At 54.2% G+C, this 19,241-nt stretch carries 11 protein-coding genes; 7 read left to right on the top strand and 4 right to left on the bottom strand.

Going from position 1 to position 19,241, the window contains the following annotated elements; all coding sequences use genetic code 11:
- Positions 1 to 95: 95 nt before the first annotated feature.
- The 6 genes from ACN0XZ_RS18440 (at position 96) to ACN0XZ_RS18415 (ending at position 10,553) form a co-directional block, all read left to right on the top strand.
- Complete coding sequence (locus ACN0XZ_RS18440; RefSeq protein ID WP_417459289.1) at positions 96 to 1,124, top strand: hypothetical protein; 1,029 nt, start codon at positions 96 to 98, stop codon at positions 1,122 to 1,124.
- Positions 1,125 to 1,172: 48 nt separating this feature from the next.
- Positions 1,173 to 2,402 carry a glycosyltransferase gene (locus ACN0XZ_RS18435; RefSeq protein ID WP_417459288.1) on the top strand — a complete coding sequence of 410 codons (1,230 nt, stop codon included), beginning with the start codon at positions 1,173 to 1,175 and terminating at the stop codon, positions 2,400 to 2,402.
- Positions 2,403 to 2,556: 154 nt separating this feature from the next.
- Complete coding sequence (locus ACN0XZ_RS18430) at positions 2,557 to 4,314, top strand: type I secretion system permease/ATPase (protein ID WP_417459287.1); 1,758 nt, start codon at positions 2,557 to 2,559, stop codon at positions 4,312 to 4,314.
- The gene (locus ACN0XZ_RS18425; protein ID WP_417459286.1) at positions 4,311 to 5,723 is read left to right on the top strand and encodes an HlyD family type I secretion periplasmic adaptor subunit; all 1,413 of its coding nucleotides are present in this window, start codon (positions 4,311 to 4,313) and stop codon (positions 5,721 to 5,723) included. Before ACN0XZ_RS18430 ends, ACN0XZ_RS18425 begins: the two co-directional genes overlap by 4 nt.
- A 22-nt stretch (positions 5,724 to 5,745) precedes the next feature.
- On the top strand, positions 5,746 to 7,845 hold the full coding sequence (locus ACN0XZ_RS18420; protein ID WP_417459285.1) for a DUF6212 domain-containing protein: 2,100 nt from the start codon (positions 5,746 to 5,748) through the stop codon (positions 7,843 to 7,845).
- 2 nt (positions 7,846 to 7,847) lie between these two features.
- Entirely contained in the window at positions 7,848 to 10,553 is a 2,706-nt protein-coding gene (locus tag ACN0XZ_RS18415; RefSeq protein ID WP_417459284.1) for a glycosyltransferase, read from the top strand.
- A gap of 60 nt (positions 10,554 to 10,613) precedes the next feature.
- On the opposite strand, the gene ACN0XZ_RS18410 is transcribed toward ACN0XZ_RS18415, so the two are convergent.
- Entirely contained in the window at positions 10,614 to 11,375 is a 762-nt protein-coding gene (locus tag ACN0XZ_RS18410; protein WP_417459283.1) for a Stf0 family sulfotransferase, read from the bottom strand.
- Positions 11,376 to 11,457: 82 nt separating this feature from the next.
- Positions 11,458 to 14,136 (bottom strand): glycosyltransferase, encoded by a 2,679-nt coding sequence (locus ACN0XZ_RS18405; RefSeq protein WP_417459282.1) that lies wholly within the window; start codon positions 14,134 to 14,136, stop codon positions 11,458 to 11,460.
- A 249-nt stretch (positions 14,137 to 14,385) separates the two neighbouring features.
- Here ACN0XZ_RS18405 and ACN0XZ_RS18400 point away from each other — a divergent pair, with 249 nt between their 5' ends.
- Positions 14,386 to 15,681, top strand: a complete 1,296-nt coding sequence (locus ACN0XZ_RS18400) for an ATP-grasp domain-containing protein (RefSeq protein ID WP_417459281.1) — start codon at positions 14,386 to 14,388, stop codon at positions 15,679 to 15,681.
- Positions 15,682 to 15,708: 27 nt separating this feature from the next.
- Here ACN0XZ_RS18400 and ACN0XZ_RS18395 read toward each other — a convergent pair whose 3' ends face one another.
- Entirely contained in the window at positions 15,709 to 17,562 is a 1,854-nt protein-coding gene (locus ACN0XZ_RS18395) for a hypothetical protein (protein WP_417459280.1), read from the bottom strand.
- 84 nt (positions 17,563 to 17,646) lie between these two features.
- Positions 17,647 to 18,762 carry a DegT/DnrJ/EryC1/StrS family aminotransferase gene (locus ACN0XZ_RS18390; protein ID WP_417459279.1) on the bottom strand — a complete coding sequence of 372 codons (1,116 nt, stop codon included), beginning with the start codon at positions 18,760 to 18,762 and terminating at the stop codon, positions 17,647 to 17,649.
- Between the last annotated feature and the right edge of the window lie 479 nt (positions 18,763 to 19,241).

Genomic DNA, 19,241 nt, shown 5'->3' with positions numbered 1-19,241 from the left:
TATCACCGACAATATATATTTGCACGTCATGGTGCAGCCGCGCTATATGAGGTGCGCGTCTCGCGCGCATCGATCAGTCGAGACCGGAGCAATTCGTGGCGATAAAATTATATCTCCATATCGGATACCCAAAGTGCGGTAGCACCACCATTCAGGAAGCGCTTTTCGAGAATCGCAAAACCTTGCGCTCACAGGGCTATGGGATATGCGGGCGCACGCTTGACCTTTTGGGCTCAAAGTCGAAGCTCTGGTTTCCTGTTGGATATTTCAAATCTCATCTGGACGCGGCCCGCGAAGGCAATGCACCTGATCTTGAGCCCGAGTTTAAAGCCCTTCATGCGCGGGCCAAGGCCGCAGGCCTGCATTCGGTGATTATCTCGGCTGAGAACCTGAGTGCGGTGCAGGCCCCGGCGCTGCTGGCTTGTGCGAAAAAATACTTCGATTGCCGCATTATCTTTTATTTCCGCCGCCAGGACGACTGGCTGACGTCAAGCTGGGCGCAGTGGCAGTTCAAAGGCGGGGAGGGGCTGACAGCCTTCATACATCGCCGGTTAAGCGAGCCGGGGAAGCTGCTGTTCAAACCGGTGCTTGAAAGCTATCTCGAGCATTTCCCACGCGAGACTTTTTGGGTGAAGCTGTTGTCCGGTAAGCATCTGCATGGTGGTGACCTGTGCGCCGACTTTTGGCAAAGCATTGGCGTGGACGCGGGGGCGATGAAGCCTGTTGGGTCGCGGAATGTTTCTTTCAGTACGCAACTCGCCGGTGTGCTCAAGGAAAGCCCGTATCTCTTTGAAGATGCGCACGATAATGAGCTGACGGGCTTTATTGATGAGCAGCACAGAGGCAGGCGCGGGCTAAAAAAAGATGCCCTGCCACGCAGTATGCGCGAGGAAATTCTCACTTTCTTCAAAACGGAGAATGACTGGCTGGAGACCACCTTCTTCCCGGGTGGCGGGCTTGGGCCTTGGCTCGCGTTACCCGAAGATGCTGCAGGTGTTGACCTTTCAGGCCTTGATGACGCCAGTTTGCGTGGTGTCAGTGAAATATTGAACTTGAATATGATTGTTTTAAAAGAGTTGCGACAGGACGTCGACAAGATCAAGCGGGCGCTTGGCATTAAATAGCCCATATGGGCCTTCATTGGCGCTGAGCGCAGGATAATAGGTTTTGTTATGAAAATAATGTTTTCACATAATAATTTCCCCGGCCAGTATCGGCGGATCATGACGCATATCGAGGACATGAAGGATGTGCATGCCTCGACCGTGACGCTCGCGAGCAATAAAAATAAATATGCGCTGCCGCGCGTCAATTTTACGCCTCACCGGGAGGCTCGTAAGGAAATTCACCCCGCCATACGTAGCGTGGAAAGCAATGTGATCGTGGGGCAGGCGGCCTATAAATCGCTGATGGCTTATAAGAAAAAGATGGGCTCGCCGGACATTATTCTGGCCCATTCGGGCTGGGGTGCCTCGCTCTTTTTCAAGGATATTTTCCCTGACGCCAAGTTCCTGAGCTACTATGAATGGTATTATCACTGCCACGGTGGTGATGGTGAGTTTATCGAGCGCACCCGCTATGACGCGAATGCAGAGATGCGTATTCGCATGAAAAATACACCGATCCTTCACGACCTGGCGGCGCAAGACTGGGGACAAAGCCCTACGATGTTCCAGAAGTCGCGCTTCCCGGAGATATTCCGGGACCGTATCAGTGTGCTACATGATGGTGTGGATACAGATTATTTCTGCCCTGAGGCGGGGTCAAAAGTGACTGTAAACGGCAAAACCCTTACCCAAAACGATGAGGTTATCACCTATATTGCACGCGGCATGGAGGCCTATCGTGGTTTTCCGCAGTTCATGGAAGCCATTTCCAAGCTCCAGAAAACAAGGCCCAACCTTCAGGTGGTTATCCTCGGAAACGACCGCATTGCCTATGGTAACAGGCAGGCTGACGGCAAGGGTTTGAAAGAGCCCATGCTTGAGAAGTTCGATTTTGATATGGACCGGATCCATTTCATGGGAATTCAGCCTCTCGCAGTGATGCGGGCGCTTCTGCGTATTTCTTCTGCTCATATATATCTAACGGCACCGTTTGTGCTTTCTTGGTCTATGCTTGAGGCCATGAGCACAGGCGCGCTTGTTATCGGGTCCGACACCGAGCCGGTTCGTGAACTGATCAAGGATGGTGAAAACGGTGTTCTGGTTGACTTCTGGAACGTGGACGCGCTTGTGGACACCACGAACAAGGTGCTTGATAACCAGAAAGATTTTGAACACCTTCGTGCTCAAGCCAGAAATCATATTGTTAACCATTATGCCACGAGGGACCTGCTGCCAAAATACTGGCAGTTGATTAATGACGTGGCAGAGGGACGGACGCCCAAATTGGCGCCATAAACGGAACCTATAAGCGAAGGGCGGCAATGCGCCGCATATACTGTTGGTGTTCGACACGCGGGATAGCGTGTGCTATCGACGGTTTCTGGTAAATTGGGACTGATTTTTTTGACCTCATTGGCAAAGAGCGCCCAGATTGAATTGGAAGTGATACATGTCGGTTTACGACGAGTTTAAGGCGGAAGAGCGCCAGTTTATCAAGTCAATGCGCGTTGTCTGGATGTTGTCCATGTTTGGCAATATTGCCATGCTGGCGATGCCCGCCTTTATGTTCCAGGTGTATACACGGGTCTTGCAGTCCCAAAGCATGGAAACGCTGATCGCACTGTTCCTGATCTGTACGATCGTATTGATCGCATACGGTTTTCTTGACGGCGCGAAACAGAAGTTGATGGCGCTTGCTGCTGTGCGTTTCGAAAGCCAGATGGCGGGGCCTCTGCTTGCCGCGGAACTGGCACAGCAGAAAGATGCCAATGGCGAAAGCATCCGCGACCTGGCACTTTTGCGACAAGTCCTCTCGTCACCACCCTTTTTGGCGGTTTTCGATATTCCGCTAATGCCAATTTTCCTCGTTATTCTATATATCATTCACCCATTGATCGGCATCGTCGTTACCATTGGTGCCGGTATCCTGTTCATGATGACCGTGATGGGGAACCGGAAATCCGCGCCTTTTAACGAAGCGACCAGCGAAGCGATGGTTCTCGCCCACCGGCGGCTTGAGATGCATATGCGCTCGCAAGAGATCATTCGTGCGCAGGGCAATTATGTCGAGAGCGTGAATGACTGGGGCAAGCATCAGGGGCGGCATCTTAGCAACTATCTTGATTCAACAAGTGCAACAGCTGGTTTTAGCTCGGCGTCTAAAGCTGGGCGCCAGATATTGCAGATCTTGATTGTGGCGGTTGGTGCGGCGCTGGTTTTGGACGGCGATGCAGACTTTGGCGTTATTTTTGGTGCGGCGATTATTGGCGGCCGGACCCTGATGCCGATGGAGCAAATCCTTAGTGGCTGGCGTCACCTGACGAACGGATATGAGGCGCGTCGTCGTTTGATCGAACGTGTCAAAGAATTGCGCCTCCCCGAAAAGCGGATGCTTCTGCCACGGCCTAAGGGGGAAATTACAGTGAGCCGGTTGGCATATGTGCCCATGCCGGGTGCTGAGCCAATTCTGCGCAACGTGAACTGCGTTATCCGTCCCGGTGACTGTGTCGCCATTATCGGGGGGTCCGGCTCTGGTAAGTCAACCTTTGCTCGCCTTCTTGTCGGGTATCTTGAGCCGACAACGGGATCCGTGAAGCTTGACGGTACATCCCTCGCAGCGTGGGACCCGGTGGCCAAAGGGCTATATGTTGGTTACCTGCCGCAGCAGCAACAGCTCTTTGAAGTGACTGTGGCTGAAAATATTGCACGGATGCGGGCAGATGACCCGCCAGAAATGGTGATTGAAGCGGCGCGCCGGGCTGGTGTGCACGAGATTTTGCAGTCGCTGCCGAAGGGATATGACAGCTTACTCGGCCGTGGTGGATACTGGCCATCAGGTGGGCAGGCACAGATGATTTCTCTCGCACGTGCGCTTTATGGTGACCCTCAAGTCCTGGTGTTTGACGAACCAGAAACAGGCTTGGATAGCCAATCGGAAGCGTTGTTCCACCGGCTGGTGGCCAGCCTTCGTGAAGAAGGCAAGACGGTTATCATTATTACGCACCGTCCGAGTGCTCTAAAGCACGTAAACAAAGTAATGCTCATGGCTAATGGTCAGATCAAGGACTTTGGCCCGCGTGATGCAGTATTGAAGAATAACGGCATCACCACGGTGGGAGCGCAAAGGGCCGCGAAACAGGCCGCCGCCTCCCAGCAACAGGTAGAAACCAAAAAGGCTAACCAGCCTAAGATAGAAAATGCACAATGATGGAACAGGACCAAAATAACACCACAGGTTCGGCCGTCGCTAAACCGGCGAAAACCGGGCAGGAACTTGCCGACCCGATCACTGTTGACACCAGCCGGGCATTCAAACGTGAGGACCTGGAACGCTGGCACGATACCGTTGACTACTCAAGTGATCGCGGTCTTAAGCTCGCGAAGCTTGTGATCCTGTTTGTGTTTGGCTTTGGCGGCATTTGGGCGTGTACGGCGCCGCTTGGCGGTGCCGTAATTGCGACCGGGCGCGTAGTGGCGGAAAATCACAACCGGGTGGTCCAGCACCTTGAGGGCGGTATTTTGTCCGAGGTTGTGGTACGAGAAGGCCAAAGAGTTGAGGTGGGGCAGGAACTGGCAAGGCTCGATAGTAGCCGGGTTGTTCCTCAGCTTGAAAATGCGGAACTGCAGCGTGCCGTTTTGCAAGTGCAGTTAGCCCGCCGCCGTGCAGAAATTCAGGGACTCGATGAAATCACCCTGCCGGAATTTTCCCCTGAGTTGCTTGCCAACAAGCGATTGCAGGAAACCATTGAAAGCCAGACGAGCGAATTCTACGCATTAAATGATCTTGAGCATTCCCAGATTAAAATTCTGGACAATAAGATCGAAGCGCTCAAAGACGATATCGAGGGTCAGCAGGCGGTCATCAAAGCCCGTGAAAAGCAGGATGAGCTGTTGGCGATGGAACTGCGCGACTTCAAGGATCTGCTGGAGAAAGGTCTTGTTCAGCGCACCAGGGTTTTTGCAACGGAGCGTGAACTTGCTGCCGTGCGGGCCAACACAGAGATATCGAAGCTGAACATCGAGAAGTCCCGCAATGATATCGTATCAACAGAAGCCCAAAAAGCACAGGTTCGACTGGAAAGGTTGAAGCAGGCAGAGGGTGTTTCTGTTGAGTTGCAAAAGGACATCAATACACTTGATGCCCAGATCGCTCAATTGCAGGACGTGCTGGAGCGTACGGTTATCCGTTCGCCAACCGCAGGCTTCGTATTCAGGATTGCGAAGAAAACACCTGGCGCTGTGTTGCGTCCAGGCGACGCGCTTCTTGAAATTGTGCCTGAGCTCGAAGACTTCCGGGTTGAGGCCAATGTTCAGATCCGTGATTTTGAGAAGGTCTTTATTGGCCAGGATGTCGAGATGCGGCTTCTGTCGGTGACCAACAGGGCAACCCCGCCAGTGAAGGGCAAGATCACCTATCTGTCTTCAGACTCGGTGATGGCGGAAGACAAGCCGGAAGGATATTATATCGCCTATGTTTCGGTGAATGAAGGCGAAGACACAGCCTCTGTTGTACCGGGGAATATGGCGACGGTCTTTATCAAAACCGAGCCTAGCACCTTCCTTGAAATATTGCTCAACCCGCTCACACGCTTCTCGTCACGGGCGTTCAAGGGTTGATCCGGGGGAGGATCACCGCAGCATGACACAGCTGAAATTTTCCAAAGCGGCGTTCGCAACCTTATATGGTTGCGAACGTGTGATCATCACAGATGAAACCTTGTTGAAAAAAGTCACTGCCTTGGCAGGTGATACCTTCAAGGTATTGTGTGCGGATAGCATTGGCAGGGTCACTGCGGAGGGAGAGGCCGTCGACACAGCCTCTCTCCGTATGCTGGGCATGCCCCTTGGCCTCAAGGCTGCTTTGCTAACAAGCGCCAACAAGGCAGTGGTTGCGGAGCTTGGCGGTGAACGCCTATTGGCTAAGGGCAAGGACGGTTTCGAAATTTTTATCGCGAAGCCGGAAGACGATGATGTCGATGCTCGTCTCTCCGCCTTCTTTATTGCGTTGCAGAACAAGCTGATCGCTTCACTTGCACAACGGACTATGAGCCTCGAGGCACAAACGGCTTACTTGCGCCAATCATCGGAGCGCATGATGACCGCGCTCGCGATGTCTGAACGTGTGATGCAGGCTGTTGGCTATAGCGAACTCGCGCTTGTTGCATCCCTGCCTAAAGGTAATGAAGGTGTTGGCCCGGCAGGAGACGTGCGCGCGGATGTTTTTGAGCAGATTTTCCCGACCGATGGCCTCGGGCTTGAAGCGGTTGAGATCTATGCACTTCTGCCTCGCAAAGGCGTGGGCGTTGGCTATCTTGAGGTATCGATCCTCCGTGATTTCGACGGCAAGCTTCTGGCTTTTGAGAACCTTCCGTTTCAGGATTTGCGTGATGGTTGGAATATCGTCCGGTTCAGTAGTACTGTAATTGAGGTGTTTGGTGATGTAAGGCTTGCTCTGCGGTGGCACTCAGAAACAAGCGAAGCTGCGCCGCTTATTGCTCTCTCTGACATTAGCGGCAATCGTTTTGGCGCGACGGACGATGATAAGAGCATTGCTCTGAAGGTGTTCAAAAGAGCCTGCGGTGTGACTGTGCCTGATGCGGCATCGCTCGCAACGAGTAGCGACCCTCTCGGGGGCGTGTCGGTCCAGCCCGGAAAACACCCTGACCGTGTTGCCTTCTATGGCGGGGAGCCTCGCTATCACGCTGCGAAAGGCGAGCAAAGCTTCGACCCGTTTGTTGTAGATGCGGCCGCAGGCACCACCAGGGTCCATCTTGCAACGGATGGGCTTACAGGACTGACTTTCAAGACAATTTTGCCACGGGCCACTCACAGTCTTGATGTCCATGTATCGCTGCCTGAGGCCAAAGGGCCGGACATGGCCGTGCACCTCGCGCTCACTGATAGTCTCGACGGCATTGAAGCGCATATGACAAAGGCTATGGAAGGGACGAGCCATGGCCTAACGGCATATGCCTCCGCGCGGGTGACAAAAGGGCAGAGCGCCAGTGCGAGGCTCGACGCCTCTGGCTGTGCAGGCCGTGAAGCTTATCTCGTCCTCGTTGCCAAAACGCTGGAAGGCACGATTGCCAATGGCTGGTGCCAGCTTGATAGCCTCATGCTGAACGCGCCCGCTTCCGCCTCCGTCAAGCTTGAGGAAGCTTATCTGGAGCCGAGGAAGGTTGTGCGGGCTATCCGGCTGCCTGAGCTTGGAAACCTCGTTCAGTTTCTCTATGGCGCGGATGAACTGCACCGGTTGAGCGTATCCGGTGGTTTTTTGCCCATGTTGCTGGACGAAAACGGCGGGTACCTTCAAACGCACCCTCTCAAGGGTGCGGTGTCGGCCGCTATTCTACCCTCTCTTGTGATGCCGGGGACCATCAAGGTGGTGACAACAGCCACCACAGGCCACCCCCATGCACCTGAATTTATCTATCTGGCTATGCTTGTGCGGCGTGACGTTGCAGACACAGCTGATGCGGTTGAGGCGGTCGCTAAAGCGCTCGAGAGCGGAGGCCCCCTCGGTGAAACGGTCGAGGAAGACGAGGGTGCGGTTTACTGGCATGCGCGCAAGTTGAAGGCGGATGAAGAAGCGCGGCTGGAGTTGGCCTTCGACGTGCCGCTGGACGCCGTATATAATATCGTGCTTTCTGCCTTGCCTATTGATGGCCTGACCTCATTTGGATGGTGCCGCTGGACATCACTTGGCATCATAAGCCAAGAAGCTGGCGGTCGGTCCTGACCATGCCAGACCTGGCTGAACATAAAGACGCCCAGCCCTTGAGCGAAGGGGCTCTTGCCCCCATCGGGATCGTGATCCCGGCTTATGGTCATCCCCGTTTTTTGGGGGAGGCAATTATCAGCGCCTGCACGCAGGAAACCGCGCGCCAGATATATGTGGTTGTGGTTGATGACGGCTGCAGGTTTGAAGAAACGGCAGAATTGGTCGCCAACCTGATGGGGCAGTTCCCCGGCGTATTACATTATGTGCGGCACAAAAATACACGGCTGCCGGGCGCCCGCAATAAAGGGGTGCGGTTCCTGATGGCCATGTGTCCGGAGATTGATTCGGTCTTCTTTCTTGACGCAGATAACAGACTTTCTCCTTATTCAATTGAAGCTTACCGCAAGGCGCTTGGAGATGATGAACGCATTGGCTGGGCCTATCCGGATATTGCATTCTTCGGTCTCTCCTGGGGGCGTGGCGGGTTTGATATTCGCGAAACTGCGCCTGAATATTCTGTGCTCAAGCATCTATGCGGCAACATCTCTGAAGCCGGGTCACTCGTGCGGGCATCGCTGTTCAGGAATGATGTGTTTTTTGACGACACCATGCGGTCTGGCTTCGAGGACTGGGATTTTTGGCTCACGGCGCTTGGGGCTGGATATCTGGGTGTAAGGGTGAAAGACGCAGGGTTCCTCTATCGTCGCCGGGCGGAAAGCATGCTGGCCGACAGCCGGCGCGAGGAAGAGCTTCTGCTCGCCCGCATGAAGATCAAGCACAAGGCGCTTTTTGATCCTCGTTTCATGATGCAGACAGTGCAACGGGAGGCGCCGTTTTTTGCCATTCTGGAAGAAGGTAGCGATAAGGTCCTGCTCACTGCTGACCCGTGTGCGAGGCCAGCCGAGTTGACCCTTGCAGAGTTTGCAAACCTTATGGCCGCGTGCCGCAAAAGCCCGCGTGAGCATTTCTTCCCGCGCAAGATACTGCTGTTTGCGCCCGGCGTGTGGCAGGCGCTTTTAAAAAGTGCGCCGGCCTATCTGCGCTGGGTTTTCTGGATGGTGCTGCGGGAAAAAGCCGATGCGAGAGCCATCAGCGTGGCTGAGGCCGCACGACCCAGCATACATCGCGCCCAGTGCAGTGACTACGCGCATATACTTGCGCTTGAGAGCACGGCTTTTGAGCATCAGGTGTGGACAGGTGATATGCCGCCACTGGCGGAGTTTGAGCATCTGGCCTTGTTGCTGCCAATAACAGGCGTGCCAGAGGTTGCCCACCTTGGCCCGCTGTGTGAGGGCATTGGTGCGTTGCTCCCCAAGGGGAAAAGCTTCATGCGCCATACGGACCGGCGATATGCTGGTCCTCATGCTCGCGGCCTTTATGAAAAGGTGATCGACCCAGCTTGTTCGGCGGATGACGAGTTCTTCCCGCCGGCACCATGGGTGCGCACGGACGGGGAAAAATGGTTCGCGTTTGTTGCCGTGGGCGATGAGGTGGCGGACCATGCCTTGGCGCAGCGCATGCAGGCTGTGCGCGCGAAAGGGTATCGCGTTCTGCTCATTCTGGAGCGCGAGGACGGTGTTAGCTATAACGACGAAGCCGCGTTGGCGCTTGAGGTTGCCGATATGGTTGTGCCGCTGGTGCTGGAGCCAAGTGCCGGCATGAGCCGGTACTATCTTGGCCGCCGGGTTAAGTCTGTGATGACGGGCATCCGTCAGCTTGAGCTTGAGACGCTTGCTATTCACTTCGATCATATTGAGGCCAGCTATATGGCCATGAGCCTGGAGGCTTTTGGCGCCAGCAAGCACAGGGGTGCCAAAACACATCTGCTGATGCCAGGCTCGTTGGCGCGGGGCGCGGGGGTGGAAGATTATGGCAGGGTTCTGGCATATGAGCATGCCATTGACCAGGTGGTGACGGATGACCCGGCAGTGCTCGCGGGTATCCTGAGCGCGCAGGGTATTCCCCGCGAGAAAGTGGTGGCGGAGGATGAATTTTTCCGCGCATTGTCGCCAGCGTCAGCTAAGGCCATGGCACCTGTGGTGATGGCTAAACCTCTCGGCTGGGCGCCACCAGACGGATATTTATTTGTGGTCACCTATGGCCGGAGCGGGTCTACGCTTCTCCAGACGGTGCTACAGTCTATCGATGGCTATTTCATCCGTGGCGAAAATGAAAATGCCCTCTATCCCTTGTTTGAAGCTTGGCAGCGTGCACAGAGTGTGCGTCAGCGTTTTGATACAACACGCCCTGTACCCAAGCACGGGCCATGGTTTGGGGCTGATGAGGTGGACGCGGAGGCGTTTGCGGCTCGCCTTGTCGATGCCTTCGTGGCTGAGGTAATCAGGCCACCAGAGAATGCGCGTGTTGTTGGGTTCAAGGAAATTCGGTATGGCGATCTTAGCGAACAAGAGCTTGAGACTTATCTGGAGTTCATTGCTCGCTTCTTCCCCCAAAGCCGCTTTATCTTCAATATGCGTAAGGCGGAGGATGTTGGCCGTTCGGGCTGGTGGAAAGATGTGGACGCCGGATTTGTTGAAAACCTTGTGTCGCGAAACGATGCAGCTTTCAAGCGTTTCGCCGCCAGGAACGAGCATCGCTGCCATTTGATGCAGTATGAAGATTATACGAAGGACGTCTCTGGCTTCAGGCCGCTGTTCGATTTTCTCGGTGAAGAGATGGACGAGGCCTCCCTTACCGCAATGATGGCGCGCCAGCTCGATCACTAGAGGTGCCAGCTCGACCACAAGAGGCGTGAGAGCGAGCGGCTAAGACGCGAGGTGCTGGTGCTAGAGACCCATCTTTACCTTGGCATCTTCCCGGAAGCGCGCCTCAAACTCATCCTTGGCGGAATGTGCCTGCTTCTGGAACATTGATTTGCGTTTACCGAGTTTCTCGAATGGTTCATCGATAAACAGCGCAATGCGACGGATGGTTACGAACGGTTTTCTGATCAGGTCTTCATACCATACAGTGTGATAGGGCTGGTTGAGCACAGTGAGGCTCAACTCCGCATCGCTATTGTGTTTAAGGCAGGAAGAGACAATGCGCTCAATGGCGTCAAAGTCATACTCGGGCACCTCACCCTTGGCTTCATGGAACGAAGCCCACTGTTGGTTGTGATGAGCGATATAGTGGGAAACCGCCTGCGCGATAATATTTTTGCGTTTGATCCAGATGATGGAACTACCGCCCTCAAACGCGTCCAGCAGCCCAAACCGGTGCAGCATATCCAGCTGGATACAGCCGATCTTTGCGCCCCAATGCGGGGTCTTGCAGTCCTGCCGCATGAAACGCACATAGTCTTCAAAATTTTGTAGAGCGTGCTGATCGCTCATCTTCTGAACGTTTACCGCATTGAAGATTTCGTGCCGCATGGAAACACTTGGGATGCGCTTCATCAGGTCCACAAGATAGTTTGAGCCCGAGCGATTACCAAACAACACAAAAACCCCCTTGCCAGGCAGTTTGCCGGTAATGCGGGTGCGGGAACGGTCGCCGCCATAATAGGCGAGGATGTCGGTCTCGTGCTGGTGTTGTTTCAGTTCCATCAAACTTATTGCCTAATTGAAGGTTGAGCCTTTTAAGCTGAGGTCGGGATCAAGTTCAAGCTGCATATGGGTAAGTGCGCCGTTATTTTGCTATCTGATGATAGTGGTCGGACGACAGAAGCTTGGCCGGCCCCTGTGCTTCAAGCGTCTGCACCAGCTTCTTGTGATCAGCGTTTGATAGCGGCTTTAAGGGGTTGGCCAATAGGAAATCATTCACTCGGGCCGGGTCATCCATCCATTCACGCGGCAGGACATGGCCAAAACCCGTATCTCGCACCCTATCTGCCATCGCGCCAAGGTCAAACACCACCGGTGGGATGTTGAGGCGGAAGGCGAGTGTGAGCGCATAATTATAGGTCTCCGGCCAGATGGAGAAGAACGCCAGCATATCGGGCGCATACGCCCGAAGCATATCGGCGCATTCCTGGTCGCCCCGGTATTTGCCCATGATGGTGAGCTTCTCCAAGCCACCCGAACCGGTGTCCGTATAACCGAACAGGCGGAAGGCCAGTTTAAGCTCACGCGCCCACGCGTCGCGTGCGCAGTTCTCCAGAATGGCGCGGCCCTTATGCGGGCCCAGCGCGCCAACAAAAGCCAGCCTCAGGTCGCGGCTTTGTCCCGGCTTGCCTGATTTTGGTTTAGTGGGCGGGCCCAGGTCCGTGCGCTCATGATGTGGCACCGCTTTACATATATCTGCACCAAGGAAGGCGTTCGCACGCATCGCGGCTTCCCGCGAAGGTGCAAAACATCCGGCGCTATGACGGATAAATTCCCGATACTCAGCCTGATAGGCTTCAATATCCACCCAGCCGTTCACCGGTGGGTGCGCGAGCAGGCAGGTGCGGCAGCCATCCGTATCCGGTTCGCCGCAATAGTCGCCCGCAGGTGTTACAAACTGGCCGTGAGGGCAGATGGGCGCATAATCATGGAAGGTGAAATAATAGGGCAGGCCGGTCTCCCCTATAAGCCGCAGCACTTGCGTGCGGGCCTGCGGCAGGAAGGCCACAAGGCTATGGATATGGATAAGCTTGGGGCTTAGGATGCCGATCAAATCCTGAATGAGATCAGCGTCTGCACTCACGTGAAGTTCTTCAAGGTTGGGCAGGAAAAAGCCGTCCCCACCATCAAAACTGATATGCTCAGACTTATGCTCAAGCGAGCGTATGGTGACAACACCAACACCTTCAAGCTTTAAGGCCGTTCGCAGGTCCTCAATGTTTTTGGAGATGCCGCCGCCCCAGTCGTGTGACACAAAAAGTGCGGTTTCGCCCATGGCTTTTTTCAGCCGCATGGCGTCAAGCCGGGCGCGCGCGTCCCTGCCTGGGTTATGAGCGATATAACGGTGCACATCACCAAGATAGCCGGGGTGTTTCTTCAGGACCGCCTGCAGCCCTTTTTGTTGGGAGAGAGAGGCGTCTTCAGCAAAAGAAACTTCGCCGCGGTGTTTTACAAAAACATCAAAGGCCAGCACATTGCGCCACCCCGCCGCGCTCGCCCGCACGCAGAAATCATTCTCTTCGCCATAGCCTTTGGCAAACGCCTCTTCGTCAAACAGGCCAACACCCATAAGCACTTTGCGGCGAATGTAAAAACAAAACCCTACGCCGGTTGGCACGTCTGCGAGCAAGCCTTTGTTCACCTCAAAAGCAGCATCGTTCAGGGCCCCGCCGGTGCACTCCAGCTCAAAATTATTGTTCTTGAGCGTTTCCGGGTAGCTACAGATTGTGGCGTTATTTGAAAGCGGTGTGATGGTGGCGATATCCGTGTGGGTTTTTGCGTGCGCGAGCAGCCTGTCCAGCCATGCACCATATACTTCCGTATCAGCATTCAGGAGCACAACGTCGCGCGCAGGATGCAGCGCCATGCCGCGATTAACGGTGCCAACAAAACCAAGGTTTTTGTCATTGCGCAGCAGCGTGAACAGGCCCATGGCGGCTAGCCGTTCAAGCTCAGCTGATAGCTCAGCCTCCGGGCTGCAATCGTCAATTACGATGAGTTCTGCCGGGGTTTTGGTCTCGGCGCTGAGCACGGAATACAGGCACCGCAGGGTGTCACCATAGCCGCGGTAAACCGGCACAATGATGTCAACTGTCTCTGCATCACTGCCTTGTGCAAGCGGTTTAAGGGCTTGCCATTCATCGTTGCCTGGGGCCACGGCAATCTCTGCCTTTGTGAGGCCCAGTGTGTTGAGGGGGATCGTACCCTCACGCCCACTATCCAGCAGGTCAATGATCGGGTTTACCGCCTCATCGCGGTGGCCAGCCATCTGGCGGTCAAACTCTTCAATGTCAAAGAGAAGTGATGGCCTGCGACCATCGCGCCAGCCGCGCTCCATAAAATGTTGCAAGGGGTCTGTGCCGGGGGGCAGCGGCGGTTTAAGCGCCGCATAGTAGGGTGCATTGAAATAACCTGAAGCCTCAATGCGCGCTCTGTCGCCTTGCGCGCCGGCGGGAAGCTGCGCGCCCCCACCTGTGTCAGGCAAGGGTCTCTGCTCCTTTTTGCCCTGTGTCAGGTAATGCACAAAGGGGTTGAGCCCTGCGTGCCTGATATCAGGGTAGGCGTCCAGATAGGCGGTGACAGAGAACCACGGTGCCGGGTCAAGCCCCTCGCGCCAGCCGGTTTTCATGAAGTGTCTGAACGCGGACTTGCCGTCTTTCGCCAGCTTTGGGCATTGGCTCAGATAGTGGGCTTCGTCGAAGTTTTGTCGCGCGACTTCAACTTCATTCCGCCGTCTTCGCCATAAAGAGAGTTTCTTGCGCATTATCTATGCTTTCAAGGCTGGTGTCCGGCCATAGTAACGGCTTATGATCACTATCGATTTTACGGTTATGCGCAAGGTGCTTATCATGGCAATTCTTATCCGCCATCTGGTCCGGCAAAGTCAAGGTGTCGGCGATCTTCGATGTCAGTCGGCATTGAGTGGCATCATCGCTGGTATGGCGGGGATGTGTCCATTATAAGCGGTGTTCTTGGGCGCAAGTAAAACTCTAGACGGGATAAGTTGGGGTATATGGTCGAGAAACGTAACATACTGGTGTTTCCTTGCGGCTCAGAGATCGGCCTTGAGGTGCATGCTGCGCTCAAATACGAGAAATCCACGAGGCTTTTTGGGGCATCAAGCGTGGAAGACCATGGGCGGATGGTTTTTCGCCGTCATTTGCCGCTTGTGCCCATGATCGGTGCTGATGATTTTGACGAGCGTTTTGAACAGCTCTTGGTCGAGCACGAGATCGATGTTGTGGTTCCAGCGCACGATTCGGTGTTGTTGTATCTGGCGGAAAACAGGGCGAAGTTCTCCGCGGAAATTCTAGCGCCGTCTGCCGAGGTTTGCGGCATCTGTCGCTCAAAGCGGAATACCTATGATGCGCTTGAGGGCGAAGCTTTCATCCCGCGCTACTATGCCGATGTCGCTGATATACCCACCTATCCTGTATTCTTGAAGCCGGATGTAGGACAGGGGTCGCAGGGCGTGGTGCTGGCCAAAAGCGAAGGGCAGTGCAGAGAGGCGCTGGCGGCTAACCCAGGCCTGCTAATCTGTGAATATCTCCCAGGCGATGAGTATACGGTTGATTGCTTTACGGACAAAAATGGTGAGCTTCTGTTTTGCTCACCCCGGCAGAGAATGAGAACCAAAGCGGGCATTAGCGTGCGCTCTCGTAATGTGGATTTGGGAAAGCGTGTTGAGGAGATTGCACGACGTATTGCGACACGCCTTAATATGCACGGTACGTGGTTCTTTCAACTCAAGCATGCCGCTGATGGCACATTGAAGCTATTAGAGGTGGCACCACGCGTGGCTGGTGCCATGGCTGTGCACAGGGTCATGGGGGTGAACTTTATCCTGCTGTCCCTGTTTGAACTGGCGGGCCGTGACATTGCCGTCCAGCCAAAGGCATTCAAAACCGTTGAGCTCGAACGGGCGCTCATCAACCGTTATCTGCTGTCGGTCGACTATGATGTCGTCTATCTTGATCTGGACGACACGCTCATCGTTGACGGCGAGGTCAACGACAATGCTCTCACGTTTTTATATCAGTGCCGCAAGAAAGGCATAAAAGTGAAGTTGATTACCCGGCATTATCAAGAGCCGGGTATCACGCTTGATGCCTTTGCTATTCATGAAGTGCTGTTTGACAAGATCATCTGGATCTCGGACAAGCGCCCCAAAAGCAGCTTCATGCAAGATGGTGAGCGCGCATTATTCATCGACGACTCTTTTGCCGAGCGATCAGAGGTCATGAGCGTTCACGGTTTCCCGTGTCTCGGACCAGACGCGATCGAGGCCTTGCTTGACTGGCGTCGATAGCGTCCGGGTTATGGTCTTGGGTAGGGTTTAGCTTTTGCTGCCTACCGGTACCATTTCGTCGAATTGCCACACCTTCTTATCGGTAGCCTGCATTTCTTCGTGATGCTGGTAGGCGTAGTTCACGATTTCACCAAACTCCCACGCACCTTCGTCATCGCCTACAAAGAAGGCTTTGTCAGGGTCAGCGTCGAGAATGTTCCGGCTGATCTGGACCCTGAGGCCGGGATCATCAACCAGTCGAACAACTGCTTTGACATATTCGTCCACATTATGGGTGGTTAGCCAATCCGGCTGGGCCAAGGGCGCCACAAGCGATGCGTCGTTGGCCGTGTGGGCTTCGTCCCCGGTCATGTTGACAATAGGCAAGCCCTGCAACGCGGCGTCAACGAGCCCGTTGGTGGCGCCAAAAGGGAAGGAACTCAGGAAAATGTCACACTGGTTCAGGTCTTCGATATATTTGTGGTACGGTTTGCGCGGCAGCACCTTGTCAAGCGGCATAATGCTGCCGTAACGCCGAACCAAGGCGTGGTGCAGGGCACCGGACGCGTTGGGGAAGAACCAGAACTCAACAGGTTTTTTCGCGAGATCCCTGATGCGACGACATGTGTTCAGGAATGTGGGCGTAATTTTTCGTGACCATGCTGGGATTGCAATACGCACCACCTCCGGGTCAAGCCGAATGTCGGGGGTTACCTTTGGTGCATCTGACCTGTGGGTGAAAAACGGCTTGGTCGGACGCAGCAGGATCTTCTCTGAGAAGGTATCCGGGTTTTGCATAAGTTCATCCGGCAGAATGACGTAATCCATCTTGTCGGAACGTGTTGTTGCCGGGTGGCCGATGGTCATGATCTGGATCGGTGCCAGGCGGAGGTTGGACAGTACGATGCTTGAGAAGCGCATACCTACGCTTGGCAGGTATATGACATCCGGTTTGTGCCCAACGATCTTGTCCACCAGTTTGGCGGCTTCCGCGTGCTTGAAGGAAACGGTTTCGACTTCATGCGCGAGGGCTTTAAGCTCTGCATCAGGTTTAGTGTCTGTGAGCAAGAGGACAGTCTCAAAATGTTCCTTCAAGGCGCGGATGGAAGGTCCATAACAGCGATGCATGGCGTGCGCGGCGTTATAGAGCTCAGCAAAAATCAGCAGCTTGGGGCGCTTTTTTGTGGTCCTGTTGGCGGGTAGCTTGCGATCACCAATTTTTTGGCTGTCGGTCCATTTGCGAATCTGGGTGTTCATGCACAGCTTGAAATCATGTTTGTGCGCGGCTTCTGCGTATGAGCATCCCATATAGGGTGGGCCCATGGCAAAAACGGTATGCGGGTGTGCCTTGGCATCCTTCCAGTGATCTGAAAGCGACAGCAGTTTGCCGCGAATGGCTTCCGCTTTTTCGGAATAGATCATTTGCTCCGACAGAAACCCAATCACCACAGGCAAACTGGCGCCGGGGTCGAGCTTTAGAAGCGCGTTCAAAAGGGTCTCCGTCATCGAATTGATGGAGATGCCCGCAAACAGCTTGTGCAGCTCGGAAATTTTATAGGTTTTCTGGCCGTCACGCTCGATGCCAAAGCCACTTGCCAGATGGTCCGTGCCCCTGAATCCACTGATTTCAAAAAACTGGGCGAGGGCCCGCTTATGTTTGTTGAGAAGCAGCATCATGCTGGAGGTGATCTGATAGTCCGGGTCTGTCAGCATGGTTGTAACAGCGCTGGCGACGCGCGTGGCAGTTCTCTCGGCCACCACATCAAACATGCCCTGACCACCACCAAAATTCTGCTTGCCGGCTTCAACAATCCCCAACAGTTTTGAGAGTGGCTCAATCGCATCCGGATAAGCACGTTTGCGTACAGCAGCTTCAATTTTGGGCAACAGGGTATTGGGCACGGTATGTTTCTTTCAGGATAATCTGGTGCATTTCGCTAAGTACTTTAGCGACCATGTGGTTCTAGCGCGGCATTTATAGAAAATCTAGTTTTCAAGAGTACGGGTAATAACGTCGGCAATGTGCCGCAGCTCTTCTTCCGTCAAAAATGCATGGAACGGTAGCCCGATCAGGCGTGTCTTTAACTCTGAAATGACCGGGAGAAAAGCACCGTCTTTGCCCGGAATGACGTCACCTGTATGGAAGGCCTTATGCTCGTTGAGGGGGGGGAAGTACCATTTTCTTGTTTGAATTTGGGCCTTGTTGAGCGCTTGCTCTACCTCATCCGCCTTGCCCTCAGCATCAAAAAGTAAAGTCCCTGGCACATAGTGTGCCGTTTGCGGGTGAAAACGCCTGGCACCAAGAAAATGGATGTAACGGTCGAGAACCGTCTGGCGCCGTACCTGCACCGCCGGGAAGCGCTTGATTTGGGCTAGACCATACGCGGCAAGCACCTCTGCCATCTTGGCATTGGTGCCAACCTCGCGACTTGTGCCATCACAAAATGCGAAGTTGGAGAGGTTGCGTGCGCGTTCAACCAGTTCACTACCCGCAACCAAAAGGCCGCCTTCGCCGATACCAAATGGCTTTGTGGCGTGCAGGCTGAAGCATGTTGGTACGTCGGGGTGCAGGGATTGGTTGCCGAGTGCTGCTGCGGCATCGACGAAAACGGGAATGCCGGTTTCGTGCTGGAAGGCAGCCCATGCATTCATATCGACGGGGTAACCATAAATGGCAACAGGCAACACCGCATCGATGGGGTGCTGGTCCGCGATCTGTTTCGCGAGTTCTGGTGTCAGGCACCAACTGGCGGGGTCCACGTCGCAAAACACCGGGGTATGCCCTGTTATTTTGATGGACGCGGCCGTTGCAGAGAAAGTCAGTGCGGGTGTCAGAATGCGTGCAGGTTTTGGCAAATCCGCAGCACGCAGCATCAGCTCAAGGGCTGTGGTCGCCGAAGAAAATGTCGCAATACTAGGCAGATTGGTGAGTGCAGGTGATTCTTGCTGCAGCTTTGAGGCCATGGCCTTTTCAAACTGGCATACAAGCGGGCCAAAGTTTGAATACCAGCGGTTCTGGTCAATCTCCTTCAGATAAGGCAGTACTTCTTCAGCAGACGGCAGGTCTGGCACAAGGCATTTGATTTTCCAGGTATCCTGCACACAGTGCTCCCTTGAACTCATATTATCATAGGTCTGATCGGCGTATATCTTGCTCTATTAATCTGCGCAATACCAATTGAGGGCAGGGCCGGGCACCAGAAAGCGCTGGATTATAGCGTATCGTGGCCTTTTCCCTCCTTCATCGACCACTCGGGAGATGGCCGGGTCCGGCGTTTGAAACGGCACAATGGTGCATCTGCCAGAGTATGAATATGTCTTTCTGTATCAAAAAGTGTGTAATTTCTTGTTTTTTTTGGATTGTGTTCCGAAATTTCTGCCATTAGTATGGCCGCAGTTGAAAAAGCAACGTGCAGAGAAGTGCGTTGTTGACAACATGTAATTATTTTAGTTAACGAGGGACGAAGGGCATGCTCAGGTGCCCGACAAACAAATTCTCTTGGTGCTTTTAGGAGGAACACTATGGCTACGAATACACAGTTCGGTACGCTCGGCGATGATGTTATCAACGGGACACTGGA

It is taken from the genome of Kordiimonas sp., from assembly GCF_048264555.1.
GTDB lineage: Bacteria > Pseudomonadota > Alphaproteobacteria > Sphingomonadales > Kordiimonadaceae > Kordiimonas.
The sequence above is the reverse complement of the archived record's forward strand: the minus strand, read 5'-3'. Positions and strand labels throughout refer to the sequence as shown.

Coding starts and splice junctions, on each gene's coding strand:
- ACN0XZ_RS18435 (WP_417459288.1), top strand. CDS start 1,173: ATGAAAATAATGTTTTCACATAATAATTTCCCCGGCCAGTATCGGCGG.
- ACN0XZ_RS18430 (WP_417459287.1), top strand. CDS start 2,557: ATGTCGGTTTACGACGAGTTTAAGGCGGAAGAGCGCCAGTTTATCAAG.
- ACN0XZ_RS18425 (WP_417459286.1), top strand. CDS start 4,311: ATGATGGAACAGGACCAAAATAACACCACAGGTTCGGCCGTCGCTAAA.
- ACN0XZ_RS18420 (WP_417459285.1), top strand. CDS start 5,746: ATGACACAGCTGAAATTTTCCAAAGCGGCGTTCGCAACCTTATATGGT.
- ACN0XZ_RS18415 (WP_417459284.1), top strand. CDS start 7,848: ATGCCAGACCTGGCTGAACATAAAGACGCCCAGCCCTTGAGCGAAGGG.
- ACN0XZ_RS18410 (WP_417459283.1), bottom strand. CDS start 11,375: ATGGAACTGAAACAACACCAGCACGAGACCGACATCCTCGCCTATTAT.
- ACN0XZ_RS18405 (WP_417459282.1), bottom strand. CDS start 14,136: ATGCGCAAGAAACTCTCTTTATGGCGAAGACGGCGGAATGAAGTTGAA.
- ACN0XZ_RS18400 (WP_417459281.1), top strand. CDS start 14,386: ATGGTCGAGAAACGTAACATACTGGTGTTTCCTTGCGGCTCAGAGATC.